Source organism: Candidatus Electronema sp. PJ (assembly GCF_048287395.1).
Lineage (GTDB): Bacteria > Desulfobacterota > Desulfobulbia > Desulfobulbales > Desulfobulbaceae > Electronema.
Window position 1 is genome coordinate 23,930 of record NZ_JBLWEO010000041.1, and the last position, 24,108, is coordinate 48,037.

23 protein-coding genes and 2 pseudogenes are annotated in these 24,108 nt (G+C 51.3%); 5 read left to right on the forward strand and 20 right to left on the reverse strand.

The window, feature by feature from the left end; all coding sequences use genetic code 11:
• The first annotated feature begins 1 nt into the window (after position 1).
• Together ACNKIB_RS06155 and ACNKIB_RS06160 are read left to right on the forward strand one after the other, a co-directional pair.
• Positions 2-757 carry a hypothetical protein gene (locus ACNKIB_RS06155; protein ID WP_417909670.1) on the forward strand — a complete coding sequence of 252 codons (756 nt, stop codon included), beginning with the start codon at positions 2-4 and terminating at the stop codon, positions 755-757.
• A complete protein-coding gene (locus ACNKIB_RS06160) occupies positions 744-1,388 on the forward strand; it encodes an ATPase (protein ID WP_417909671.1) in 645 nt (214 codons plus the stop codon). Before ACNKIB_RS06155 ends, ACNKIB_RS06160 begins: the two co-directional genes overlap by 14 nt.
• A gap of 327 nt (positions 1,389-1,715) precedes the next feature.
• On the opposite strand, the gene hemW is transcribed toward ACNKIB_RS06160, so the two are convergent.
• The 3 genes from hemW to ACNKIB_RS06175 all read right to left on the reverse strand — a co-directional run bounded on the left by hemW (position 1,716) and on the right by ACNKIB_RS06175 (position 4,955).
• A complete protein-coding gene (hemW, locus tag ACNKIB_RS06165) occupies positions 1,716-2,855 on the reverse strand; it encodes a radical SAM family heme chaperone HemW (RefSeq protein ID WP_417909672.1) in 1,140 nt (379 codons plus the stop codon).
• A 3-nt stretch (positions 2,856-2,858) separates the two neighbouring features.
• Positions 2,859-3,641 carry a RadC family protein gene (gene radC, locus ACNKIB_RS06170; RefSeq protein WP_417909673.1) on the reverse strand — a complete coding sequence of 261 codons (783 nt, stop codon included), beginning with the start codon at positions 3,639-3,641 and terminating at the stop codon, positions 2,859-2,861.
• A gap of 84 nt (positions 3,642-3,725) precedes the next feature.
• Positions 3,726-4,955, reverse strand: a complete 1,230-nt coding sequence (locus ACNKIB_RS06175) for a molybdopterin molybdotransferase MoeA (protein ID WP_417909674.1) — start codon at positions 4,953-4,955, stop codon at positions 3,726-3,728.
• A 354-nt stretch (positions 4,956-5,309) separates the two neighbouring features.
• Between ACNKIB_RS06175 and ACNKIB_RS06180 the strand changes: the two are divergent.
• Positions 5,310-6,040, forward strand: a pseudogene (locus ACNKIB_RS06180) (IS5 family transposase).
• Positions 6,041-6,077: 37 nt separating this feature from the next.
• Here ACNKIB_RS06180 and ACNKIB_RS06185 read toward each other — a convergent pair.
• The 17 genes and pseudogenes from ACNKIB_RS06185 to tolQ all read right to left on the reverse strand — a co-directional run bounded on the left by ACNKIB_RS06185 (position 6,078) and on the right by tolQ (position 22,479).
• Complete coding sequence (locus ACNKIB_RS06185; RefSeq protein WP_417909675.1) at positions 6,078-7,355, reverse strand: O-acetylhomoserine aminocarboxypropyltransferase/cysteine synthase family protein; 1,278 nt, start codon at positions 7,353-7,355, stop codon at positions 6,078-6,080.
• A 371-nt stretch (positions 7,356-7,726) separates the two neighbouring features.
• Positions 7,727-8,122, reverse strand: coding sequence for a hypothetical protein (locus ACNKIB_RS06190; protein ID WP_417909676.1), 396 nt, complete (start codon positions 8,120-8,122; stop codon positions 7,727-7,729).
• Positions 8,123-8,212: 90 nt separating this feature from the next.
• The gene (locus ACNKIB_RS06195) at positions 8,213-9,226 is read right to left on the reverse strand and encodes a glycosyltransferase family 2 protein (protein ID WP_417909677.1); all 1,014 of its coding nucleotides are present in this window, start codon (positions 9,224-9,226) and stop codon (positions 8,213-8,215) included.
• Positions 9,223-10,182, reverse strand: coding sequence for a glycosyltransferase family 2 protein (locus ACNKIB_RS06200; RefSeq protein ID WP_417909678.1), 960 nt, complete (start codon positions 10,180-10,182; stop codon positions 9,223-9,225). The genes ACNKIB_RS06195 and ACNKIB_RS06200 overlap by 4 nt, the downstream gene beginning before the upstream one ends.
• Positions 10,183-10,292: 110 nt before the next feature.
• Positions 10,293-12,296: an ATP-binding protein gene (locus ACNKIB_RS06205; protein ID WP_417909679.1), complete on the reverse strand. Its 2,004-nt coding sequence runs from the start codon at positions 12,294-12,296 to the stop codon at positions 10,293-10,295.
• A 73-nt stretch (positions 12,297-12,369) separates the two neighbouring features.
• Entirely contained in the window at positions 12,370-12,981 is a 612-nt protein-coding gene (locus ACNKIB_RS06210; RefSeq protein ID WP_417909680.1) for an anthranilate synthase component II, read from the reverse strand.
• On the reverse strand, positions 12,978-14,462 hold the full coding sequence (gene trpE / locus ACNKIB_RS06215; protein ID WP_417909681.1) for an anthranilate synthase component I: 1,485 nt from the start codon (positions 14,460-14,462) through the stop codon (positions 12,978-12,980). The genes ACNKIB_RS06210 and trpE overlap by 4 nt, the downstream gene beginning before the upstream one ends.
• Before the next feature lie 90 nt (positions 14,463-14,552).
• Entirely contained in the window at positions 14,553-14,825 is a 273-nt protein-coding gene (gene rpsT / locus ACNKIB_RS06220; protein ID WP_417909682.1) for a 30S ribosomal protein S20, read from the reverse strand.
• Between the two features lie 92 nt (positions 14,826-14,917).
• Positions 14,918-15,685, reverse strand: coding sequence for a pentapeptide repeat-containing protein (locus ACNKIB_RS06225; RefSeq protein WP_417909683.1), 768 nt, complete (start codon positions 15,683-15,685; stop codon positions 14,918-14,920).
• A gap of 34 nt (positions 15,686-15,719) precedes the next feature.
• Positions 15,720-16,172, reverse strand: a complete 453-nt coding sequence (locus ACNKIB_RS06230) for an SH3 domain-containing protein (protein WP_417909684.1) — start codon at positions 16,170-16,172, stop codon at positions 15,720-15,722.
• Positions 16,173-16,547: 375 nt separating this feature from the next.
• On the reverse strand, positions 16,548-17,300 hold the full coding sequence (locus ACNKIB_RS06235; RefSeq protein ID WP_417909685.1) for a TlyA family RNA methyltransferase: 753 nt from the start codon (positions 17,298-17,300) through the stop codon (positions 16,548-16,550).
• Entirely contained in the window at positions 17,301-18,473 is a 1,173-nt protein-coding gene (locus ACNKIB_RS06240) for a tetratricopeptide repeat protein (RefSeq protein WP_417909686.1), read from the reverse strand.
• A 38-nt stretch (positions 18,474-18,511) separates the two neighbouring features.
• The gene (locus tag ACNKIB_RS06245) at positions 18,512-19,465 is read right to left on the reverse strand and encodes an LpqB family beta-propeller domain-containing protein (RefSeq protein WP_417909693.1); all 954 of its coding nucleotides are present in this window, start codon (positions 19,463-19,465) and stop codon (positions 18,512-18,514) included.
• A gap of 73 nt (positions 19,466-19,538) precedes the next feature.
• A pseudogene (locus tag ACNKIB_RS06250) lies at positions 19,539-19,613 on the reverse strand (hypothetical protein); the annotation flags it as partial.
• Positions 19,614-19,807: 194 nt separating this feature from the next.
• Positions 19,808-21,301 carry a cell envelope integrity protein TolA gene (gene tolA / locus ACNKIB_RS06255; protein ID WP_417909687.1) on the reverse strand — a complete coding sequence of 498 codons (1,494 nt, stop codon included), beginning with the start codon at positions 21,299-21,301 and terminating at the stop codon, positions 19,808-19,810.
• On the reverse strand, positions 21,298-21,756 hold the full coding sequence (gene tolR / locus ACNKIB_RS06260; protein WP_417909688.1) for a protein TolR: 459 nt from the start codon (positions 21,754-21,756) through the stop codon (positions 21,298-21,300). Before tolR ends, tolA begins: the two co-directional genes overlap by 4 nt.
• A 24-nt stretch (positions 21,757-21,780) precedes the next feature.
• Positions 21,781-22,479, reverse strand: coding sequence for a protein TolQ (gene tolQ / locus ACNKIB_RS06265; RefSeq protein ID WP_417909689.1), 699 nt, complete (start codon positions 22,477-22,479; stop codon positions 21,781-21,783).
• 300 nt (positions 22,480-22,779) lie between these two features.
• Here tolQ and ACNKIB_RS06270 point away from each other — a divergent pair, with 300 nt between their 5' ends.
• Entirely contained in the window at positions 22,780-23,700 is a 921-nt protein-coding gene (locus tag ACNKIB_RS06270) for an NAD(P)/FAD-dependent oxidoreductase (RefSeq protein WP_417909690.1), read from the forward strand.
• A 115-nt stretch (positions 23,701-23,815) separates the two neighbouring features.
• Positions 23,816-24,108 (forward strand): IS200/IS605 family transposase (gene tnpA, locus ACNKIB_RS06275; RefSeq protein WP_417909691.1); only part of this gene is annotated, 293 nt, incomplete at its 3' end.

Genomic DNA, 24,108 nt, shown 5'->3' on the forward strand with positions numbered 1-24,108 from the left:
GATGCGCAAAAAGATCGGCATCGTCGGCGTACCCCCTCTGGAGATCATTTGCCAGCTTAATGCGGAGCAAGCCGACATCATTGATCTTGATGAACCGCAGCTTTTCCTGCCTATTGATCAGAGCGATCAGCATCTGCCCAGAGTCTATTGCGCTGTTCTCCGCACCGTGCTGCTCAATGCCTTGAATATCGAGCTTGACCAGATTTACATTGATGTTGGCCCTGGTAAGTGCGACTGCGCCTTGCATGTCGCAGCGGTGCTGAAAGACCTTCTCCGCATTCCAGTCCTTGCCACTCGCAATACAGACACTGAGGGCTTTGGTTTTCCCATTTGCCAGAGCAGTTTACCCCTCATCAACAAGATGCAGGCCATTACCAAAGGGGTGCAATTCTGTCGGCCCTCGCCTGCTTATGAAGCCTGCGTGCCGACAGTTGGTTTCTGGGGTGTTCCGCCGCGTGATTTCTCCATTCTTTCGCTGTTCCCGGACACTACCCACGTGTATGGCTGGGCACGCTGCATGGAAAACAAGACTCCAGCTCATCTCGAACTGGAATCCTGCTGTAACTTGGAGATACCCACTGTTTTCTTCGCCCAATCCTTTTGTGCCAAAACTGCTTTGGCCAAACATCTGGCTGCTCGGCATCCAAAGGCACTCTGGGTGGATTGTGACGTGAGTGCTGGCTCTAGTTTGCGAGCCAAGATCGAGGCTTTTCTCGAACTCTCTGGCGTACTACGAGGCCATTGTGTTGTTAGCTGATTTTGGGACTTCCTATTGCAAACTCCTGGATACGGAACAGCAGGCGCGGCCAGAGATCATTCCCTCCTGTGACTTGCCCCGGAACTTTCAGGCAGACCTTGGCACAGGCCATAATGCCAAGCGGCGAAGCAAGCAGACCGTTAACGAGTTAACTGCCTTGGCCAAAGGCGGCAGCCAACTGATTGCCGAGCCGGATTTTGTCCTGCTTGACTGCGGTAGCCGCGATATCAAGTTTGTCCGCTTTCAGGGCGGCGCAATGGCCGACATGGGCTGGAATGCTGAATGCGGCGCGTCAATGGGTTTTACGATTGAGCTGCTGGCTCAATACTATCACATCGACTACGCCAAGGTAGCCGTGCCAGACAACGGCTTTTCCGTCACCTGCGGCGTGCTTGGCTTGAGCCATATCTTTGATGCGGTGGCCGCAGGCAGCTCTGAGACCGAAGCCGCAGCCAAGTTCGTGCGCGGCATCGCCCGTAATGCCTTCCGTTTTGCCGGTTCGCCAGAGAAACTCTACCTTTCTGGCGGCTTGTGCGAGAATCCGCTCTTTGTGGCCTGCTTTCCCTGCGAACTTATCCCGCTCGGTCGCTTTGTTTTGCTGGAGGGATTGAAGGAATATCTCCTTCCGTAGCGGTTTGCCAAGGAGTTTGGCCAAATAAAACTCCTCTGCAAGTCGGCAAAACTCCTTGGCGGCTCGCTACAACTCCTTTCTTGCCGAGTAGCAAAGGAGTCTTGGTTAGCCAAACTCCTTGGCGGGTTAGCCGGAAAGGAGTTCTGTCGACTAAAACTCCTTTCTGGCCAAACAGAACTCCTTTGTTAGTCGGCAAGACTCCTTTCTTGCTTGGCCAAACTCCTTTGCTAGTCGGCAGAACTCCTTTGTTGCCGAGCAGAACTCCTTGGCAAGTGAGCCAGACTCCTTCCTAGCTCACTCTTTTTCCTTGGTAAATCCACCGTACTCTTAGACCAATTCCGCCATTACCGTGTTGGCTAATAACAAGCCTTGCGCTGTAAGGCGCAGTTTTTCTTGAACGATCTCCAACAGCCCTTGTTGCATGAGCCGCAGCAGTGTTTCGCCGTAATAAACTTGGGCATCTAAGCCAAAACGGCGGCGCAGTTCAGGCAAAGAAACGCCATCTAACATCCGCAGGCCCATAACAACGGTCTCGCGGAAAGCCGCTTCGTTCTCCAAGTGTTCTTCTTCCTGCCACACCTGTTGGCCGTCTTCCATCAGCCTGCAAAACTCGCGCCAATCAGCCACTGCGCTGCGCCGCTTCCCCTGAAGGCAGGACACCGCGCCTGGGCCTAAGCCAAAATACTCGCCGTTTCGCCAGTAATTGAGATTATGGCGACAGGCAAAGCCTGGTAGGGCATAGTTCGAGATTTCATAGCGGTGGAAATCTGCGCTAGACAGCATAAGCTGCGTTGCCACTAGCATTTGCAGCCCGGTTTCCTCATCAGGCAAGAGCAGCGCGCCCTGTGCCTGCTGGCGGGCAAAGGGGGTTCCCTTTTCAATGGTCAGCTCATAGAGGGAAAGATGCTGCGGCTGAAGAGCAAGTGCCTGGGCCAGGGTTTCCTGCCAGCTGCGCAGGGTTTGTCCGGGCAAGCCATACATTAAATCCAGATTGAGATTGGTAAATCCTGCCTGCCGGGCCAGTTGTACGGTCTGCACTGCGTCTTGTGCAGAATGCGGACGGCCTAAACGTTGCAGTTCCTTGTCTTGCAAAGACTGCACGCCGATGGACAGGCGGTTGAAGCCTGCTTGCCGCAGGGTTTGCAGAGCAGAAAGGTCAACGGTAGCGGGATTAACCTCAATTGAAATTTCCGCTTCTTCGAGAGCAGGGAAAGAATGCAGGCAATCGGCCAGTAAGCCTTGTAAGGCTTTGGCTGGCAGGAGAGTTGGCGTGCCGCCACCGAAGAAGATACTGGTGAGTGGTTGCTGAAGAAAGAATTGCGCGAACCATCGCAGCTGTTTGCTGACTGCCGCAAGATAGGCTTGGCCTTGGTCAACCGGTAAACCTGCTTCGGAGTAAAAGCTGCAATAGGCACACTTCCGCAGGCAGAATGGCACATGGAGATACAGGCCCAAATCTTGCTGCATCAATCAGGCCAAGCGTGAGCACAGTGCCGCGCAATCGCTGCGAACCGCTGCCATCTGGCCTTGATCTGCAAAACTATAGACCGTTTCCCCTGCGCCAATGATCAGATGATCGAGCAACTGGATATTCATAAAAGAGCACAGGAGATGGAGGGTGCGCGTCAGCTGTTCATCCTGGGCTGAAGGCTGAAGACTGCCCGACGGATGATTGTGGGCAATTACCAAGGCAACAGCATTGCGGGCTAGAGCGGCTTTAAGTAACTCGCGGGGATAGACGGTGTTGACATTCACCGTGCCTTCCGAGAGGATTTCGCTGTCAATCACTGCGTGACTGGCATCAAGATAGACCGCCATGAAGACTTCTCGCCGCAAACCGCGCAAGGCGTGGATGAGATAGTCAGCCACGTCCTTGGAGGAGGTGATATAGTTCTTCTTCTGGATGCGCTGGCGCAAATAACGGCGCGCGACCCCTTGAATGAACTGGAGGGCAAAGATGTTTTTCGGCCCCATGCCCCTGATCTTCTCCAGAGCTGAAGGATGCGCATCCAAAACCTCTGGCAGGCTTTTGAACCGCTGCATGGCTTCCTCTGCGGCTGGGCGGCAATCGCAGCGTGGCGTGCCAAAGGTCAGCAGCAGCTCAATCACTTCGGTATCGGTCAGGGCATCAATGCCTTGCGCCTGAAAGCGATCCCGCAGCCGCTGCCGGTGGCCTTCGCCAGGTTTGCTAGGGTCTTCCTGAAGGTTGATCATGATCGGCAAAAGGTGGCTGGTGAGGGTAGTGGTTGCCATTCAGAGCAACGCGGCTCATCTTACACTGCATCCAGGCAAGATAAAACCTCAGCTCACCCCATGTCAACTCCATTTATCTCGGTATCAGTTATGGCGCAACGCAGTGGATTCAGACCCAAGCAAACGAACGTGCACGCTCTTGTCTTCGTAACCGCTGAGATGGAGAATCGCGTTGATTGGCTGCAGCGTTTTGGCGGGACGTACCCGCAGGCAACCCGCTGCATCCAGCCAGGCAATTCCGCCCTTGAGGACTAAATCATCTGTATCGTGCTGGCAGCCAGTTAGTGGGCAGTCAAGAACAGCCGAAACCAAGCCGTCGTTGCCCACAATTTCCCCGTGTAAGCTACGCAAAGCAGGCGCAACCAACTCGTGGAACAGCAAGCGCACCGCAGGCGGTGGGCCAGGCAAGCCAAAGAACGGTACCTTCCCCAGCAGTCCGACTAAGGTTGCTTTGCCTGGCCGTACATGCAAGCGATTGCAGAGCGGTTCTCCGCCCAGCAGGCTAAACACCTGCTCAGTCAGGTCGAATTTCCCTGGCCCCATGCCGCCGGTGCTGATGAGCAGATCAGGTTGATGCTGCTGGATGATCTGCTGCATCAGGGCTGCGCTGCGCTCGGCGTTGTCCTCGACAAGAGCAGTGCAAACACAGAGGCAGTTCTCTGCCTGCAATAAAGCAGCGAGTAAGATCCCGTTCCCGGAGATTTTCTGACCATGCTGGAGGACTGCTCCGGCCTTAATCAATTCGCTGCCTGTGCAAAGGACTGCTACCCTTGGCTGGCGATGCACAGCAATGTCCTGCGTGCCGTTCTCTGCTAACCAAAGGAGATGCTCAGGCAGGAGGCGGGTTCCAGCAGCAAGCAACAGTTGCCCTGCTTGAATCTCCTGCCCTTGACAGCGGATGTGGAGCGGCTGGCTGGTCAGTTCTGCGAGCGGCACCAACACCTTGTCTGCCTGTTCCTGACACACCTCACACGGCACAACCCTGGCGCAATGAGACGGCACAGCTGCGCCAGTCATAATCCTGATTGCTTGGCCTAACTGAAGGGCTTTGTATTCAAGACATCCAGCAGCACTCTCGCCACTGATTTGAAAAACAGCAACACGATGATCGACAAAGAGCGGTTGACTGGCTAAGGCAAAGCCATCTCGGGTAGATTGATCAAAGGAAGGGCTAGGATACTGCGCATGAATGGCAACGGCACTGATACGACCAAGGGCGTTGCTTAAGGGAATCTGTTCGGGTGCTAAAGGAGCGAGGCGGGCAGTGAGGGCAGCGCAGGCTTCAGCAAGAGAAAAAAAGGCAATCTTCTTCACTGGCTGGTGATCAGGAGAACTCTTGCGTAATTCAGAAGCATTCAATAACCGGTACGAATGAAGATAGGAAACAGTGCAGCACCGCAGTTCTCCCAGAAAAGCATAGAGAGTGCTTTCTAAAAAACCACTCTAGTGCTTTTTATAAAGCCATTAGAGTGCTCGTAGTACGGGCACCAGAGTGGTCTTGGTACGAGCACTAGAGTGCCTTTCCGATGAGCACTCTCTATGCTTTTTATCGAGCACGAGAGTGCTTTTTTCCGGCCACCGATATGCGGCGTTAGAAAGCTACTCTGTGTCTGCTAGAGCCTGTTAACGCTATTTACTAAGTTAATAACTTTCTGTTATTGTTACCCTATGGAAATAACACAGCAGCAATACGAAAAAATAAGCGGCATCTTCCCGCGTCAGAGAGGCAATGTCACAATTGACAACCTCACGATGTTGAACGCGATGCTGCATGTCCTTGAACATGGGTGCAAATGGAGAGGGCTTCCAAGCAGTTTCGGCAATTGGCACAGCATTTACACCCGCATGAGCCGCTGGAGCAAAAATGGTGTGCTTGACCGGATTTTTGCACGGTTGCAGCAGGAGCAGATGTCCGCATCAATGCGGATGCCTTTTCTCTCGACAGCACGGTCAGTAAAGTTCATCCTGACGGAACCGGGGCATTAAAAAAAATGGCCCTCAGTCAGTCGGCAAATCCTGCGGCGGATGGACAACCAAACTGCATCTGATTGCCGCATCCGCTGAATGCGCGGTGATATTCTCTCTTTCTCCCAGCCAGGCTGCTGGTGGAATTGGGAGCGGCTTCGGAACCATGCGCTATGGTCATGGACAGGGCGTATGAAGGAGATGAGACAAAAAAATTGACAGCCGAACTGGGATTTTTCCCCGTCGTGCCTCCGAAAAGCAGTCGGACAGAACCTTGGGAGCATGACAAGGAGCTGTACAAAAAGCGCAATGAAATCGAACGGCTGCTCAGGAGGCTGAAGGGATGCCGCCGCATCTTCACCCGGTTTGACAAATTGGATGGCATGTTCATCGGGTTTATCGTTTTGGCCCTGATCGTGATCGCAATTAAATAGTGTTAATAGGCCCTACTACGGTTCAACGGTTGACGTTTTATGCTGCTAGTGCTTGCTCAAGATCAGCCACAATGTCCTGGATATTTTCGATACCGACGGAGAGCCGGATCATGGATTCGCTTAACCCTGTCGCCGCGAGTTGTTCCGCAGAAAGCTGTGAATGAGTAGTGCTTGCCGGATGAATAGCCAGCGACTTTGCATCCCCAACATTAGCCAGGTGCGAGAAAAGCCGCAGGCTATCAATGAAGCACCGCCCTGCTTCCCTGCCCCCTTTGATACCAAAAGCAACCATGCCGCCAAAGCCCTTGGGCAAATACTTGCGGGCAGTTTGATTGGCCTCGCCAGGTAGTCCAGGATAGCGCACCCAATCCACCTTTGGATGCTGTTGCAGGAATTCTGCCACAGCTTGCGCATTCAGGCAGTGCCGTTCCATGCGTAACGCCAGGGTCTCAATCCCTTGCAGGAAAAAGGCGCAGTTATCTGGGCTGATGCACGCTCCCAAATTGCGCAGGGGTACTAAACGCATCCGCAGGGCAAAGGCAATCGGGTTCATTGCGCCCAGGTCATGGGCAAAACGCAGACCATGGTAGCCAGGATCAGGCTGATTGTAGAGGGTAAATTTGGGATTTGTCCAATCGAAGGTACCGCCATCAATCACAATACCCCCAATTGCGATGCCGTGACCACCCATCCACTTGGTTAACGAATGCACCACGATGTTTGCTCCGTGCTCTAAGGGACGGAACAGATACGGCGTGGTAAAGGTGGAGTCAACAATCAAAGGGAGATGATGCTTACGGGCAATAGTAGCCACCGCCTCAATATCGGTCATGTCCAACCCTGGATTACCAATAGTCTCACAGAAGATGGCTCTGGTTTTCTCTGTAATTGCTCTCGCAAAGTTGTCTGGAACAGTGGGATCAACGAAATGCACTTTGATCCCCAGCTGCGGTAGAATGGCATCAAACTGGGTGTAGGTACCACCATAGAGATTGCAGGCTGCCACTACCTCATCACCTGCGGCACAGATGTTGATGATCGAATAAAAGATCGCAGACATACCAGAAGCCAAGGCTAAGGCAGCAGCTCCACCTTCAAGGGCAGCTACCCGCTTCTCTAGCACATCTTGCGTTGGATTCATCAAGCGAGTATAGATATTGCCCAACTCTTTTAAAGCAAAAAGGTTGGCGGCGTGCTCGCTGTTTTTAAAGAGATAGGAGCTGGTTCGATATACCGGTACAGCTCGGGAAAGCGTATCCTGATCAACCGTGTGTCCGGCGTGTAAGGCAAGGGTTTCAAAGCGGTGCTGGCTCATGGGTGTGCCTCCTTGTTCGCTGTGAAGAGGAATGGGACGAGCTGAAGAGATGCTGCGACTCTTCTCTTTGTAGCGGATTGCCCATGCGCTGGCAAGGAGAGATTAGACCTCTTGCATAAGGGCAACAAAGGCTTCCTGCTTGCCCCTGCGATTTTCTTTGCTGGGCTGAAGTCTGTCTTGCCTGAACAATCTACGCCCGCAGTGTTGGTTCCTTTTCTGTGATCCTGTGTTTTCTTTGTCTGGCTGCGGTCGAGATACGCTCCGCTGTAGATTTTCTTGAATAAATATACCATGTTTTCTGCTGAAGAGTATGCCGAAAACGGCCTGATGCACACCGGAATTGCCCTAATTCCAATTAACATCGGGCCGTTTCAAATTGGAATCGCCTTAATTCCTGTTGGAATTGGTTCAATGTTAACAGGAATTGCCCCAATTCCAATTGACTTTAGGCCGTTTCCGATTGGAATCACCTTGATTCCTGTTGGAATTGGTTCAATGTTAACAGGAATTGCCCCAATTCCAATTGACTTTAGGCCGTTTCCGATTTGAATCACCTTGATTCCTGTTGGAATTGGTTCAATGTTAACAGGAATTACCCCAATTCCAATTGAATTTAGGTCGATTCCGATTGGAATCGCCTTGATTTCTGTTGGAATTGCCCCGATTCCAGTTGACTTTGGAGCGATGCAAGCGGCAAACAACCAAGGTGCGAACGTCTGACGGTTTTCTGTGGCTGCATGAGTGGTGTATCCTCTCTGCTTTAACACCTCGCGCTGTATCAAGCGCAAGTGCGCAGTTAGATCTCCATAGAACAGTCCTACATGATCTCGTAGGGTACTTTATGCAAGAGGTCTATTTTATACTGAGGCTGATAACACACGGATGCTGCGTTGCGCGCAAGCATCAGCAAGACCAAGGAAAAAGCTGAGGAAGAGGAGTAGATGCCACGCAACTGAAGCTGTTTTGTTTGGGGCGTATTCTCGGTTGCGCAGCCAGTTCCACAGTTGCACAGCCAATGGAGTAGCGCAGAGCAGGGTCAATACACGTCGTATTGCTTGCTTGCTCAGACTCTCTTGTGGTGGGACTTTGTGCCAAAACAGCTTGGCTGAATAGCCCATCAGATAGATTCGTTTGGCGATCCCTTGGACAGTGAGCAAATGCCAATGAAAGCCTTGCGCTGAGGGATCGTACAGCAAGCGCATTCCTTGCTGGGCAAGACGGCAGCCAAGTTCTAAATCCTCATGCGAGGCATAAGGAAACGATTCATCAAACCAGCCGCTCTTATCCAGGAGTGCCCTTTTCACCGACACATTGCAGGTGTAAAAAAACATCGGCCCAGCTTCCTGGCCAGCTTGCAAAGCAGCATAATTGAAAAAATATCTTCTCCCGGCCTGCTCTAACCAACGCATAAACAGGCTGGGAGGTAGCTCTTCAGGAAAGGAAACATAGCCAAGCAAGGCATCACGTTCATCTGGTCGTTCTTGATGAAACTGAAGATGCTTTTGTAAGAGCAGAGCAGCTGGTTCAATGTCATCGCCTAGAATCAAGACAGCCTTGCCTCTCACTAAAGCAAGACCAGCATTTCTAGCTCGAGCTGGGCCGCTGTTTTTTGCTAGAGAAACCCAGCAGAGAGGTGCAGTGGTCTTTTCGGCAAAATGCTGGAGGAGCTGGACTGTGTTATCAGAAGAGCCATCATCTACCACGATGATTTCGTAGCAAGATGCAGCCGCAGTTTGTGCTTCCAGAGCGGCTAAGGTACGTTGCAAGGCTGCCGCGCGATTATAGGTAGGCAGCAGAACAGAAAGCTCTGGCGCAGCCGCAGCAAAACTCCTGCTGGTGCCACGTGCTTTAAGTTGCTCCTTGCTGCTCATGCTGCGGCCAGATCCATCTTCTGTCTGCTGTACTTCACTGCGGCAACGAGCCAACCCACCACATAGGCCAGGTAAATCCGGCTTTGGATGGTTTGCTCTGTTGGTGTGCAACAACCAATTGCCCGGAAGCTGTTCGAGAGCAGCCTCTTGAGCAGAGACTGGCTGTCGCGTTGTTGATTAACCGGCACAAAGGCGGTGTTCTTGAGGGTTCGGGAGATAATGTAATCGGTAATGCCGCCCCAATAGTAGCGTTTGTAAAAGAAAGACGGCTCAGTTCGCTCTTTCGGGACAAAATGATACATGCAAACATCTGGGTGGTAGTATAAACGACCGCCCAATGCCCTTAATCGATGCTGAAACTGCACTTCTTCGCCAGAAAGCAAGAGATTCTTCTTTCTGCCTAAGCGTGTATCAAAGCCATGTAATTGTTGGAGGACATCAAGACGATAAAAACTGTTGCAACCGACTAACCATTCCCCTTCAGCTTCCAGGAAACGAGGTAGATCTCCCCAGTTTACCCAGCCTAAGGCCCCGTAATACGCCTCTGAAAGCCAAACAGGAGCTGGAACTTCCCATTCCAGCTGCACAGGGCCACCGACCCATTCTGGTTGCGGCTGAACTTGCTCAAAACTCCACAAGGCCTTTTCTAACCAAAGGCGATCAGCAACCGCATCATCATCAAGATAGCCGATATACGGAGTACGGCTTACTTTCCAGCCTGTATTTCGGGCGCAGGATAGACCGATCTCGGCTTCGTAAACGTACTTAAAGTTAGGGAGATGGGTAAACTGCTGACAAATGGCTGCGGTACGATCTGTAGAACCGTTATCAACCACCAAGACTGCATACAGTGACTGATCGAGCGTTTGCTGATACAGACTGTTGATGCACTTTTCTATAAATCGTTCCCGATTATGGGTGCAGATGATCGCAGTTATTTTGAGTGATGCTGACATTGTGTTGGAACCTCAGTACGGTTCCTTGTGTAACAGCTCCACATAATCCTGCCGCAGGAAATTATGCAGCAGCACAATGCCTGCCTTGGTCATGATGAGCTTTTTTAAAGTTATACAGGCAAGGTAATTTCTTTTTTACTTACAGAACTGTTTGAAATAGCGGCAACGACTAATTCATCTGCTGTCTTCCCTTCTGCAAACAAGGCATTACGTTCAAGTTTTAATTTATCATTTATAAAATTATGCCTTATCTCGAATTCGGTAAAAATCTCACTCCATGTTTTTACTAAAAATTTTATTCTGCCGCTATCTTGAAAGAGAACCAAACCTTTTTCTCCATGCATTTTGTTCGTCTCAATATGTCTTTTTATATAGTTCTTTGTGTCAAATTTTCTCCCGACGAGATAAAACCTCCATTCCATATTAGAGCCATTAAATTCAGGTTGATCTTCTATCACATTGATATATTTTAAAACTTGCGAATACTCTTTTTCCCCTATATTTTTCAATGGGTGTTTTAACTCAACAACAATATTTTCGATACTGTCAGTTAATTGATTCTGACGACAAGCAAAAATATCCATTTCTTTAAGTTTATCAGGATGATCAATTTTTCTATCGTAGATATCCCCTGAAATATGATACACATACCTTCGCAACGCTTCTTCAAATTTTGGTTCCGCAGCTGTTACGAGATGGTATTGTTCTCCAAATATCCAATAATTATTCTCTATTAATGTCTGGAGATGATTAACTTCATCCGCTTTAATGTTCTCATTAAAAACTAATTCCTTTAATGAATAATATGTTTTATATCGATCTTCGATCAATTTTATGGCTGAAATTATTCTTCCTAATCTTGCTGAATGAAATAAATTTGCAAAAGCTTCCCGCTCTTCAGGCTCTAATTTTACTACTTCATCTAAAATAGCGAGAATGCGATCTCGTTCATTAGAATCGAGCAACAAATCCAAAAAGCGAACAAATGTCTTTTGCTGTTCTATGTTTAAGTTTGAGAAAACTTTAGGCTGGACTTCATATAATCCTATTATTGTTTCCTTCAGCTCTTTTTGTCTATATTCATCCCAACTATTTTTGTACTCAGGGAACACTCCTTTTGATTCAAACTCCTCTATCATATTTGATGCAAATTTCCGTAAATAAGGCTTTCTTTTTGATTTTAAATAATCAACAAGTTTTTCTTGCAAGAATTTATATTCCGGCGAATTTGACGCATTAAAAAGATTCTGTTGATTCGCTGAACCGCTTTGAGAAAAAATAAAGTTGTCAAATAGATTACTCTCAATAAATACACTATGATAAAAATGATCCCCTTTCCTATTCAGCGTTGTAAAATCTTTATAGATCTCATCTCCTTTTTTATTAATATAGTAAAACTTAGATTCTTCCTTGTTTAGCTTGTTTCCCCATTGAATAAATCGTATGTTAAAATTATTTTGGTCACATACAAATAAAATATTGTCACGTTCACAAATCAATTCTTCGTAATCCAGCAATTCCCCATTAATTATTATTTTGTATTCCTTAGACTTATTTAATTCAAGGAACCAACAGAATTCCTTTTTCAAAAAAGGAATAATTTCTTTTTCTATATCTTGCGGAGGTAACGTGATATTAAAAAATATCACCTTCGTGCCTTTACCGTCAGGTATCCCACTAACCCAGTTAGAAACCTCATAATTTTTCAAATCTTGCGAATCAATTTTTATTATTCCACTTTTAAGTATATCTCCATCTTGATAAGATGTATGCCACTCTGCGTTTTTTGCAAAAACAAAAAAAGTTAATCTTCCAACTCCATTTTTTCCATGAAGAACAGACGAATGTTTTTGAGACGTTATTTCTATAGCTTTTTCTGAATCATAAAATTTATCAAACTTATCTTTTAATTTATCAAAATCAATACCATTACCATTATCTTTCACTGAAAGATAATCTAACGAGCCAAGTTTATTGACTTCATATTCTATTTCAACAGTACTGGCTTTCGCATCAAATCCATTCCATATATATTCAGCTACCCCATGAAATGGCTTGTAATTTTTAAGAACCTTCTTTATACCAGAAGTTGTTATTTCAACGCCTCTTTTCATAGAACTTATCGTGTCGTGTTCAAGATGTAAAAATACTTTTGAGGCAATATCTTGACATTGCCTCAAAAGTTTTCTAACTCATCAGCTTTACATAATCCTGCCGCAGGAAATTATGCAGCAGCACAATGCCTGCCTTGGTCATGATCGATTCAGGATGAAACTGCACGCCTTCCACAGCCAAGGTCTTGTGGCGCAGGCCCATCAGCTCGCCCTGATCGGTGTGACAAGTGGCCTCCAGGCAATCCGGCAGACTGCTTTCCTCCACTACAAGTGAGTGGTAGCGCATTCCCTCAAAGGGATTCTCCAAGCCGGTGAACACACCTTTATTGTCATGAAACATCAGGCTCGTTTTACCGTGCATCACCCTGCCTGCGCGGATCACCTTGCCGCCAAAGGCTTCACCAATGGATTGATGACCGAGACAGACACCAAGGATAGGAATCTTACCGCTGAAATACTGAATCGCCGCGATGGAGATGCCTGCCTCTTTAGGTGTGCAAGGGCCAGGCGAGATCAGTAAGCGATCAGGCTGCATAGCCGCGATTTCCGCCACGGTGATTTTGTCATTACGGAAGACGCGGATTTCTGGCGGCTGCCAACTTGATGGTGCATTTGGTGGCGCAGCAGCCAAGGTTTGAACGATGTTAAAGGTGAACGAGTCGTAGTTATCAATGAGGACGATCACGGCAGCAGCCCCTGTTCGGCAAGTTCGACAGCCCGGCGCAATGCACGGGCCTTGTTAACGGTTTCCTCGAATTCCTTCTCTGGTACAGAATCAGCGACGATACCTGCTCCTGCTTGCACCCAAAGATCATTGCCCTGGAGGACAAAGGTACGAATAGCAATGCAGAAATCCATGTTACCGGAAAAACCGAAATAGCCCACTGCGCCTGCGTAAGGGCCGCGTCGGTCTGGTTCCAGCTCATCAATGATCTTCATCGCTTGAATCTTTGCTGCACCGCTAACTGTACCTGCTGGGAAGCAGGCAGCCAGCACATCGAACTGATCTTTGCCAGCGGCTAACTGACCATGCACGCCAGAGACGATGTGCATGACGTGACTGTACTGCTCCACCACCATCAAGTCGCGCACCTCAACCGTGCCGTGCTCGGCAACTCGGCCTGTGTCGTTGCGCCCTAGATCAACGAGCATCAGATGTTCGGCTCGCTCTTTGGGGTCAGCCAGCAGTTCTGCTGCCAAAGCCTTATCCTCCTCAGCAGTCGCCCCACGTTTGCGGGTACCAGCAATTGGGCGCAGTTCAATCTCGCCGTCCTCTAAGCGCACGAGAATTTCCGGCGACGAACCGATGAGGCAAAGATCATCTAAGCGGAGATAAAAGAGATAAGGGCTGGGATTGACGTGACGCAGGGAGCGGTAAAGCAAAAAGGGATCAAGTTCAGTTTTGCTCTGAAAACGCTGCGAGAGTACCACCTGGATGATGTCGCCAGCAGCGATGTTTTCTTTGGCCCGCTCAACCATCTGACAGAAAGCCTGCTCGTCCATGTTGGAACGGAACTCGTGTTTCCTGCAAGCTGTCGAAGTAAACATGGACTCTGGTAAAGGATGACGCAGCCGCGCCAGCACTGCCTCTATCCGGGCGCAGCCATCCACATACAATTCCGCTGCGTCCTTGCCCTCTTCTGGAATGACATTGCAGACCACGGTTAACTTCTGGCTGATCGAATCATGAATCAACACTAGCCGGGGCACCATAAAAGAGGAATCGGGGATATCCAGCGGGGTGTGGCGATCTGGGATTTCCTCAATGAAACGGATTATATCATAGCCGAGAAAGCCGACTAACCCGCCGTAAAATCTCGGCAGGCCGGGCGCAGTGCTGGCGTTGAAGGAGGCGAGTAATTCGCGCAGCTCGGTCAGCGGATTGACTCCTTCGCGCACATCAGCAGCCCTGCCGCAACGTGTCAGGCTGATCTGGCCGCCCTTCGAGGAGAAGGTCAGTAGCGGATCTAGGCCGATGAAGGAATAGCGGCCCCATTTCTCGCCGCCTGCCATTGATTCAAAAAGAAAGGCATGATGCTCGTTGCCTACGATTTTGGCAAAAAGGGTGAGCGGCGTGTCGAGATCGGCAATCACGGTGCGGTGAAGCGGAATTAGCCCCGCCTCTGCGGTCATCGCCGAGAATGTTTCCAGATCAGGGGAATACATGGCTCCTGTCCTGCGAAAAAATAAAAAGCCACAGAAGCATCTGCTTCCGTGGCTGACTGTCCTTCCTCAACCAGAGCTGCCGGAGCTGATTTAGGCAGCGGCCAGCATCTTGTTGACCCGCTTGGTCAGCCGGGAAATCTTCCGGGAAGCGGTGTTTCTGTGGATGGTGCCCTTGCTGGCGATTTTCTGGATGATCGGCATGGCTTTTTTCAAGGCCTCCTGCGCTGTTTCGCCCGCACCTGCGGTCACTGCATCTTCAACGTGGCGGATGGCGGTGTGCATCCTTGATTTGTTCCTACGGTTGCGCAAGCGGCGCACCTTCGATTGCCTATCCCGTTTCTCTGCTGACGAATGATTAGCCATAAAAGTATCCTTAAAAATGAATATTGTTCAAATGAAATAAAAAATATAGCTGACCTGCCTGCGCTTGTCAACTGTATTTGCAGCCAAGCACATCAGTTCTTCGGCTGTGTCTCCCCAGACTCTGCCGGAGCAGCCTTGCTGTCCTGCTGTATTTTTTCCTGCATCTTGAACAGGAAGCTCCAGAGCCGGGAGTCATCAGCCTCTTTTTTTTGAGAAAGAGCTTCCGTCTGAATGACCGGAATCTCATCCACATTCCGCTGCGTTGGCGGTTTGGCTGTTGGTTGCGCCTCATCAGCAGGAGATTCAAACGGTGCGAAGAGAACAGAGACTTCTTCCGGCGGCTTGGTAGCGGCTTCCACCTGTTTCTGCCCGTCTGTAGTCGAAGTAGTACCGACTGGCTGGGCGGTGAAGAGATTATTCAGCGCACTGTTCACTGCGTCCTGCGCTGATACAGTTGCCTGCTGGCCTAGACTTCCTGTCGCCGTCTTCCCGTCGAGGGTGAAATCTGCGCCTTCCATATCCGCTCCGAGCAGATTGGCTCCAGTGAGGTCGGCACCACCGAGCGATGCGCCGCGCAGTACTGCGTTGTGCAGGTTGGCTCGGATTAAACTGGCCTTATTCAGCTGCGCGCTACTCAAATCTGCACCTTCTAGGTTCGCCTCGGTCAGATTCAGCCGGTCCAACACCACCCCGCTCAGATTGCAGCCACGACAGGCATTGGTGGTGAGCAGCTGGTTAAAATTTTTCCGAATCTCCGGGTTAGACGAGCCAAGCAATTCGGCAGAGCCAGCCCTGCCGCAGCAGAACAGAGCTGCGCAGAACAGAAGACATCCCTGTACATTGATGCTGATTTTCCGCATGAGCCGTCAAGCCTCCGCCAGACCACTGCGTTGTTCAGGGCCAGACCAACTGTCGGTGTATCCAGCCAGAAGGCAACTGGGAATGAGACACCTTGATCCAGTCTCCCTGCTGATCGATTTTTTTGAGAATCACTTCGCGCACCACTCTGCCAACCTGAGGAGAATCCGTACTTGCTTCGGCTCGGATGTTCCCCTTGGCTGCCTTGACGATCACATAGGGCACTTTCGAGACCAAACTGGCGGCTATCCAGCCTTTGTCATTTTCGTAATCGCTGACATTCAGCCAGTCGCCTTTACGTTCAATCACTTGCAGCGGATATCCAGCAGGCAGCTGAAACAGTACATTCGATGCAGCGGCATCCGGGGTCGAACGGAGATTTACGCCATCCTTCACGACCGACACAAACTCAGCTGCTGAGGCTGCTGCCGCAAAAGCCAGTGTCACCAACAGTATCCCTAACCTTGCCGCAAAAGTCCAGTGGTTCATTGCATTGCCTCCTTTTCTTCACTCTACGGTGCTCATCTCAAATAACCCTCTTGCATAATGCAACAAATCAAGAAGAAGAGTGCGTTCCATAGTACACGATGTTTTTTACTTAACTCTGAGAAACCATTCCTTTCTTACTCGCTGGCCAAGGAGTTTGGCTTGGCCACAGAGGAGTTCTGCCAACTTGCCAAGGAGTTGTACTCGGCAGGAAAGGCGTCTGGCCGAGTAGCAAAGAAGTTCTGCCGACTTGGAAAGGAGTTTGAGTCGGTAAAACTCCTTTGCGACCGACTAGGAAAGGAGTTTGGCCAAGCCGAACTCCTCTTCTGCCGACTTCAACTCTTTTCTGGCCGAGCCAAACTCCTTGGCCAACGAGCACTATTCTTGTTGACCTATGCAGGATATCAAATGCAAAAGAAATTCCTGGTTCCCCTTGGCTCCACAGATGTCAGCGGCTGCGCTGCCAACGCAGGTGAGGCCGATCTCGCCTGCGAACCGGCTCATCTCAAGCAAAACTTCTGCGTGCAGATGCTGCTCGCGGACGATGCCGCCCGCGCCAACCTTGCTTTTCGGTAACTCAAACTGCGGCTTTACCAAGGCGACAATCTGCGCTGGGCCGTCGAACAGCGGCAACAAAGGCGGTAGCAGGAGTTGAAGCGAGATGAACGAGGCATCAATGACGACTAAATCTAAGGGATCGGGAATCTGCGCCTTGGTCAACAAGCGGGCGTTAGTGCGCTCCAACACTACTACCCGCTGGTCTTGGCGCAGTTTCCAAGCTAGCAGGCCATAGCCGACATCAACGCTATAAACCCGCGCCGCGCCCTGCTGAAGCAGACAATCAGTGAAACCGCCGGTGGAGCAGCCGATGTCAGCGCAAATCCAGCCGCTAGGATCAAGATGGAAATCCCGCAACCCACCCGCCAGCTTTTCACCGCTGCGGCTGACATAAGGGGAACTTTTCCTCAGCCGGATCTCGCTGTCTGCTGCCACCAGCGTCCCAGCCTTGCAGTCCGTACTGGTGCCAACTAACACCCGGCCTGCACCGATCAAGGCGCGGGCTGCTGCGGCATCCACAGCCAGGCCTCGCTTGATCAGCAGCTGGTCAAGCCGCTGCTTGTCACTGGGCATTTAGGGCTGACGCAGATTCTCCATCCGCTCCTTTGCCACCTTGGCCTCGCGACTGTCGGGATGCTCGGAGATCAGCTTGCCGTAGATGATTTTGGCAGTCTCTTTGTCAGTCAGCTTCTCAAAGGACATTGCTTGCCGGAGCAGGGCCGCCGAGATGTGCGGATCGCCGTTGTAGTTGGAGATTACTTTTTGGTAATCGAGGATGGCGAGATCATATTCGCCCTGGTTGAACAGGCATTCGCCCATCAAATAGAGGGCCTTGGCTGCCTGTTTGCCGTTGGGCTGACCAGCCAAATGCTGCTCGAACAGCTTGTAGGCCTTTTTGTAGTTCTTCTCTTTGAAGCTGTTCATACCCTTGCCGAGCAGACCGTCCTCAGCCTTGTCCTCAGCCTCATCTGCTGCTGGAGCAGGCTCTTTTTTCACCTCTTCGGCAGCAGGAGGGGCAGGAGCTTTTTCCTCCTGCCGGACAGGCGTTTCAAAGCCGTCCTCCTCCTCTGGTGGTGACTGCTCCACCTGCTGGCTTGGCTCGACAGGTGCTTTGCGCACCTTTCTGTTCCCCGGCTCAATGGTCGTTACATCGCCTTCCCCGCTGCTGGCAGTTCCTTCCTCGCCTGCGGCGCGTAAGGCTATATCTGCCTTTCTTCTTGCTTCAGCCGCCTTTTCAGCCGCTTCTTTGGCCCGCTGCTCCGCCTCTCTGGCCTTCTGGGCGGCATCATGCACCTTGTCCTGGCTCGCCTGCTCAAGACCATTACTGAGTTGTTCAATTCTCTGTTCCAGCGACTGCACCAGGTTCTCGTTGGATTTGCTCAGATGCCCGTTCTCTGTCTTTACCTGCTCAAGCGCAGCCTGGAGCGCGGCGATTTTGTCCTCGGTTTCGGCCTTATACTGATTGAAGCGCTCGATGTTTTCTTGATTCACAGAGCGGAGCTGGCGGGCCTCTTCGGCCATTTCTTCAAGCCGACTGGCTGCGTTGGCCGCCTCTTTGAGCTGCTTGTCAGCGGCTTTTGATTCCACCTCCTTGAGCTTCTCATCTGTCTGCGACTCGACCGTTTTCACTTTCTGATTCATGGAGCGGAGCTGGTAGTTCAACTTCCGCACCTCATCCTGGCTGGCGCACTGGCAGAGTAGCAGCAGAGCGCAGCCTGCTGCTGCCATATTGCTGAATCCTTTCATGAGCAACCTCTGGTGGAAATAAGTGGGCAAGAAAAAAATCAGTTACGGCGGCGCGGTGACCAGCGCGGATACGACTGGTTGCCCTGTAATCGGAAGAGCGTCCGCTCGCCTTTGCCATTGGCGTGGATGGCACAGATTTCCATCTGCCCATTCCGTTTACGGGAAAAGGCGATTTGCCTGCCATCTGGCGACCAAGTCGGGGACTCGTAGTCGCCGTAGCCGGAGGTAATGCGGGTCGGTGAGCCGCCGCCTGCCGGAATGCTGAAGAGGTGATAATGTCCGGCAGTCAGGCTGGTGTAAACGATCTTGTCCCCTTTGGGTGACCAAGACGGCTCGACATTTTCCTCGCCCTGAAGAGTCAGGAGGCGCGTTCTTCTGCTGCCCAAATCCATCAGATAGACCTGTGGCTTGCCACTGCGGTCAGAGACAAAGGCGATTTGCCTGCCGTCTGGCGAAAAGGAGGGCGAGACGTTGATGCCAGAGCGTTGGGTTAGCCGGTCGATGATACGTCCCTGCATATCCATTCTATAAAGGTCAGGACTGCCGTCCCGGCTTAAGGTGACGATCATCGTCCTGCCGTCTGGTGAAAAGGCAGGCGCCAAATTCATGCCCTCACGCCGTGAGATCGCCTTGGTAACGCGGTTCTGGCTGAGGTCAGTGATATAGAGATTCTGATTGCCGCGATGATAGGAGGAGTAGGCCAACATCCGGCCATCAATAGTGAAGCGCGGCGAGACGCAGAGATGGTTATGCCGGGTGACTTGGCGGACATTGCGACCGAGCACATCGGAGAGATAGACCTCCTTGCTGCCAGTGCCGTCGGAGACAAAGGCGATAGAGGTGCGACTAATGCCCGGCTCGCCGGTGAAGTCCTCGACTAAGGCATCAACCAGGCGCAGAGCTAACTCGTCCTGCTCAGAGGGCAAGCCATGGAACTGGCGCGCGGGCAAGCTTTTCCCCGCTGCTGTGTCGAGCAGGCTGGCTTCTATCATCGTCTGCCCGCCCACAGAAGAATATTTGCCTTGTACCACATAATCTGCGCCGCTGGCGTTGCCTCGCAGGGGATCAATGGTCTGGATAAAGCCGTGGAACTCCAGCCCGCTGATAATCAGTCGGGCAATGTCCTTGCCAGTGCCAGTGTCCTGGTTGCCAGAGCCGTCAGCAAAAGGCGGCACCGCGACTCCCACCTTACGCACCCCTGAGTTAGAGATATCGAGCTGGATGCGCTCGGCTGCGGCCTGGAAATCGGTCAGCAACAGAAACAGCAGTACCAAGGGAACAGCAAAACAGGATTTGGACAGGTTGATTGCGTGCATAGTGAATGAAATAAAATGTTATAACGTCAGTCCCTGGGGAGTAAAATTCAAAGCAAACTCCAACTTCGGCTCGCGGATCAGGGCAGGGAAATTCGGCAACGGCTCGGCACTACGCAGTGCCTTGAGCACTGACTGATCAAACAAGGCATCGCCGGATTTCTGCTCGATCTTCATGTCTTCAATAGTGCCAGCTTTGCTCACGGTCAGCGCGACCACGGTTTTCAGTTTCCGGTCGGCGTTGACCATTTCCGGCACTTTCCAGCGACTGCTAATCTTCTCATTCAATGAGCTGGCATACTGCCGCAAGGCAACCGTGCTCCCTACACCCCCACTGCCTGAGCCGATCCCTCCATTACCAAGCAGACTACCGCTGCCCGCGCCGGTTCCTTTGCCAGCTCCACCGAGACCAACACCTGCTATTGCCGAGCTGACCGCCACATTCTGCCGAAGGGCACGGACGAGTTGCTCTCTAGCCTTGACTGCTGCCCGCTGCGCCTGTTTCGCTTCATGTTCAATGCGCCGAGCCTCTGCTAGAGCCTTCCGTTGCTCCATTGCCGCGATCTTCCGCCGAGCCTCTGCGGCGGCGGCCTTTTTCTCCGCCTCTATCTTAGCGGCCTTGGCAAGAGCCTGCTTCTTTGCCTGTGCAGCAATTTTGGCCCGCTCTTTTTTTGCTTCGATGATTTTTGCTGTCTGTTCTTTCTGCGCTTTTTCCTCGGCTATTCTTTTTTCCTCAAGAGCAGCAGCCTTTTTCTCCGCCTCCAATTTGGCGACCTTAACTGCTTCCTCCTGTTTCTTGGCCTCGGCAATTTTCGCCTTTTCCAAAGCCTCTTTCTTCTGTTTTACCGGATTAAGGGAAACTACATCCTTCTTAACCTGAACCACAGGAATGGTTTCCGGCTTTGGTGCGGAAACTACCGCTGCCTTCTGCTCCGGGGCTTTCTCAACTGTCTTCTTGACTGCCTGCTCCGGCTTGACCGCAACGACCTCTTTCTCGATGGGCTTTGTCGGCAGCACCTTTTCGGCAATAGGCTCCGGCTTGACTTCTGCCTTTACCGTTGCTTTCTCAACCAGCTGCGGCTTTTGCTCTGGTTGAACGACCTTGGCGACAGGCTTTTCCAGTTCGGTTTCCTGCACGACCTCTTTCGCCACTGGCTGCTCTAGCTTGACTTCCTTTTTTGGCTCGGCAACCTTTACCGCAGTCTTCCGTTCCTTCCGGGCCTTGATTTCAACTGGCTGCGGCAGCGAGGCTTCCTCCTTAAGCACCGGTACCAGCTCGGTTGCCGGGGCTGCCGCCGGAGTCGGGCCAGGTTCAGAAAGGCTAACAAAGTTTACCGTGACTGTATTGTCAAAGCGGAAGCCTGGCCCACTGCTTGCCATGTTCTGCAATACCGCTGCGCTGGCGAAAATAGCCAGGTGCATAGCCACTGCAAGGTTCAGCGGCCACTGCCAACCTGCACGGTCATCCCGCTGCTCTAAAAAGGCCTGCCAGTCATCATAATTCATTCCGTTCATTGCTGCGCTCCGCCTCCTGCGCCTTTCTGCTCATCCGGCTGTGTCACCATACCCAATTTATCAAACCCGGCTTGTTTGATCTGTGCCATAATCTGCACCACGATGCCGTAATTAACGTTTTCATCAGCCTGCAAATAAATAGGCTCTCCTCTTCTTTCTGACGGCAGCTTCTCCAATTTATCGCGCAGATCAGCGATATTGAGCGGAGCCGTATGATCGCCAAAGAAGATCTGCCCAGCAGCGTTGACCTCTACCTGTAACGGCTTCTCGTCGTTATCCTGCGGCAGGGCCTCACCTGTAGTTTTGGGCAGGCTGATGTCAATACCCTGGGTCATCATGGGCGCAGTGACCATGAAAATGATCAGCAGCACCAACATCACATCCACCAGCGGAGTCACATTGATCTCTGCCACCAGCGACTTGCGGCCTTTGCCGCGTATGGAACCCATTCCCATGATTTTTTCTTCAATAAACAGCTGTTACTTTCTGGTCAGCATATCACGTTCAATCAGATTGAGAAAATCAAAGGAGAAGTTCTCTATGTCTGACTGAAAGTCTGCTGCCTTGTTTGAATAAAGATTGTAAAAGATAACCGCTGGAATAGCGACCGCAAGACCAGCTGCTGTGGCAACCAGGGCCTCAGAGATGCCAGGGGCAACTACGGCCAAAGAGGCACCGCCCCGTGCGCCGATTTCCTGGAAGGAGACTAAAATACCCCAGACCGTACCGAAAAGGCCGATGAACGGAGTCGCGCTGCCCGTGGTGGCCAGGAAACTGAGAGAGCGTTCCAGCCGCTCGGTTTCAATGAGCTGGGCCTTGCGTACTGCCCGCTTGAGGTTGTCCATCACGGCCAGCTTCATCTGGAGGTTTTCTGCGTTCTCGGCAGTCTGGCCACTGCGCACGGCACTGATTTTACGCAGCTCATTAAAGCCTGAAACAAAGACAGCTGCCTCTGGACTGAGAGCAGAAGCCTTGGCCGACTCATAGGCATTGTTCAACGTCTTTGATTCCCAGAAATCACTGAGAAACTCTTCCGAAGCTTTGCGGGAGCGCGCGAAGAGCAGATGTTTTGAGATAATAATCCACCAAGAGACCACGGAGAAAAACAGCAAGGCGAGCATGACCAGCTTGACAAGGAGACTGGCATGAGCCATCATGCTGAAAACCGAGAAATTCACAAAAACACTCCTGCAACGGCAATGGGTTGAATTGAAATGCAATCCGAACAGCGGACACTTTATCCGCTTCTCCTGCCCGCCGTTTTCGCAGCAGCCGGAGTATCCGGGCAAAGGTTTTAAAAAGGGGAAGATAAACAGAAACGTTCCCCACAGATTATAACGGGTTCTGAAAATTCTGTCGACCCTCAACTGAAAAGAGGGGAGGACACAGACCAGAAGTGGGGAAGAAGTTTTCTTGCGGAGCTTTCCCACCGGAATCAGAATATAAGAAATACGTCCAGAAAGGCAAGGGAGGTTTTGATGTCCGATTCGATTTATGATGTAATCATTGTTGGCGCAGGTCCAGCTGGCATTCAGGCAGCTATTCACGCGGCCCGCAAGAAAACCCAGGTGCTGCTCCTGGGTCGAGTTGAGAGCAGCTCGCTGTATCCGGCCCATGTAGAGAATTATGCCTGCGTTGATGGCGTGACTGAGGGCAAGCAACTGCTCGAAGCAGGCCTAGCCCAAGTGCGGCGTTTTGGGGCAGAGGTTTCGCCAGAAGATTTACTCAAAATTAGTCAGCAGGAAGACGGTCTTTTTGCCTTAGAGATGGAGAGCGGCAAAAGTACACTCTGTCGCACCCTGATTCTCGCGATGGGCATCGCCAAAACCAAGCTGGCTGTGCCGGGCGAGAGCGATTTTTCAGGCCGGGGCGTGAGTTACTGCGTAGATTGCGATGCCAATTTCTTCCGAAACGCGACCGTACTGGTGGTTGGCAACCACAGCGCAGCCATTGACGGCGCATTGACCCTGCTTGATTATGCCAGCAAGGTCTATTTGGCCGCCGCAGAGTTAAAGGCCTCGGAAGAGTTGCTCCGGCGACTGCATGAAAGCAAGGTGGAACTGCTGACAGGCCGCCGTGTCAAAGAAATCCGGGGCAGCGAGACCGGCGTAGAAGAAGTGCTGCTCGATAACGGCGAAGTGGTCAAGACCAACGGCGTGTTTATCGAGCTTGGCTCCAAAGGCGCACTGCAATTGGCCGCAAAAATCGGCGTGCAGATGGACATGGAATACTTCAAATACATTGACGTAAACCGCAAACAGGAAACCAACATCCCTGGTGTCTATGCTGCTGGCGATATCACTGGGCCACCGTATCAAATGGCCAAGGCCGTAGGCGAAGGCTGCGTAGCTGGGATGGAAGCAGCCATGTTTGCCCGCAGACAAAAGCAGCAGGGATGATTTAAATAAGTAAACCCCCGGCTCTGCCGGGGGACTCCCGAAGTTTGACAGTTCCGGGAGAATATGGAAGTCTCGCTATTCTGAACCGCTCAAAGTTCAAGAAGAGGAGACTTCCATGTACGACAGCCAAAGTCTAAGCCACACCAAGTGGGAATGCAAGTATCACATTGTCTGGATACCAAAATACCGCAAGAAAGCTCTCTTTGTCGAATTGCGGAAATACTTGGGAGAAATCCTGAGGGAGCTGGCCAAACAAAAAGAATGCGAGGTGCTGGAGGGGCATCTCATGCCTGACCATGTGCATATCATGCTTTCCATACCGCCCAAGTATTCGGTGTCTCAAGTCGTTGGATTCATCAAAGGCAAGAGCGCAATCCATATTGCCCGCAACTTCCAAGGGAGGAAGAA

Bases quoted from the DNA above. Each gene is read 5' to 3' on its own strand.
- ACNKIB_RS06155 (WP_417909670.1), top strand. From the start codon at position 2: ATGCGCAAAAAGATCGGCATCGTCGGCGTACCCCCTCTGGAGATCATT.
- hemW (WP_417909672.1), bottom strand. From the start codon at position 2,855: ATGCAGCAAGATTTGGGCCTGTATCTCCATGTGCCATTCTGCCTGCGG.
- radC (WP_417909673.1), bottom strand. From the start codon at position 3,641: ATGGCAACCACTACCCTCACCAGCCACCTTTTGCCGATCATGATCAAC.
- ACNKIB_RS06185 (WP_417909675.1), bottom strand. From the start codon at position 7,355: ATGAGCCAGCACCGCTTTGAAACCCTTGCCTTACACGCCGGACACACG.
- ACNKIB_RS06195 (WP_417909677.1), bottom strand. From the start codon at position 9,226: ATGAGCAGCAAGGAGCAACTTAAAGCACGTGGCACCAGCAGGAGTTTT.
- ACNKIB_RS06200 (WP_417909678.1), bottom strand. From the start codon at position 10,182: ATGTCAGCATCACTCAAAATAACTGCGATCATCTGCACCCATAATCGG.
- ACNKIB_RS06205 (WP_417909679.1), bottom strand. From the start codon at position 12,296: ATGAAAAGAGGCGTTGAAATAACAACTTCTGGTATAAAGAAGGTTCTT.
- trpE (WP_417909681.1), bottom strand. From the start codon at position 14,462: ATGTATTCCCCTGATCTGGAAACATTCTCGGCGATGACCGCAGAGGCG.
- rpsT (WP_417909682.1), bottom strand. From the start codon at position 14,825: ATGGCTAATCATTCGTCAGCAGAGAAACGGGATAGGCAATCGAAGGTG.
- ACNKIB_RS06225 (WP_417909683.1), bottom strand. From the start codon at position 15,685: ATGCGGAAAATCAGCATCAATGTACAGGGATGTCTTCTGTTCTGCGCA.
- ACNKIB_RS06230 (WP_417909684.1), bottom strand. From the start codon at position 16,172: ATGAACCACTGGACTTTTGCGGCAAGGTTAGGGATACTGTTGGTGACA.
- ACNKIB_RS06235 (WP_417909685.1), bottom strand. From the start codon at position 17,300: ATGCCCAGTGACAAGCAGCGGCTTGACCAGCTGCTGATCAAGCGAGGC.
- ACNKIB_RS06240 (WP_417909686.1), bottom strand. From the start codon at position 18,473: ATGAAAGGATTCAGCAATATGGCAGCAGCAGGCTGCGCTCTGCTGCTA.
- ACNKIB_RS06245 (WP_417909693.1), bottom strand. From the start codon at position 19,465: ATGATAGAAGCCAGCCTGCTCGACACAGCAGCGGGGAAAAGCTTGCCC.
- tolA (WP_417909687.1), bottom strand. From the start codon at position 21,301: ATGAACGGAATGAATTATGATGACTGGCAGGCCTTTTTAGAGCAGCGG.
- tolR (WP_417909688.1), bottom strand. From the start codon at position 21,756: ATGGGAATGGGTTCCATACGCGGCAAAGGCCGCAAGTCGCTGGTGGCA.
- ACNKIB_RS06270 (WP_417909690.1), top strand. From the start codon at position 22,780: ATGTCCGATTCGATTTATGATGTAATCATTGTTGGCGCAGGTCCAGCT.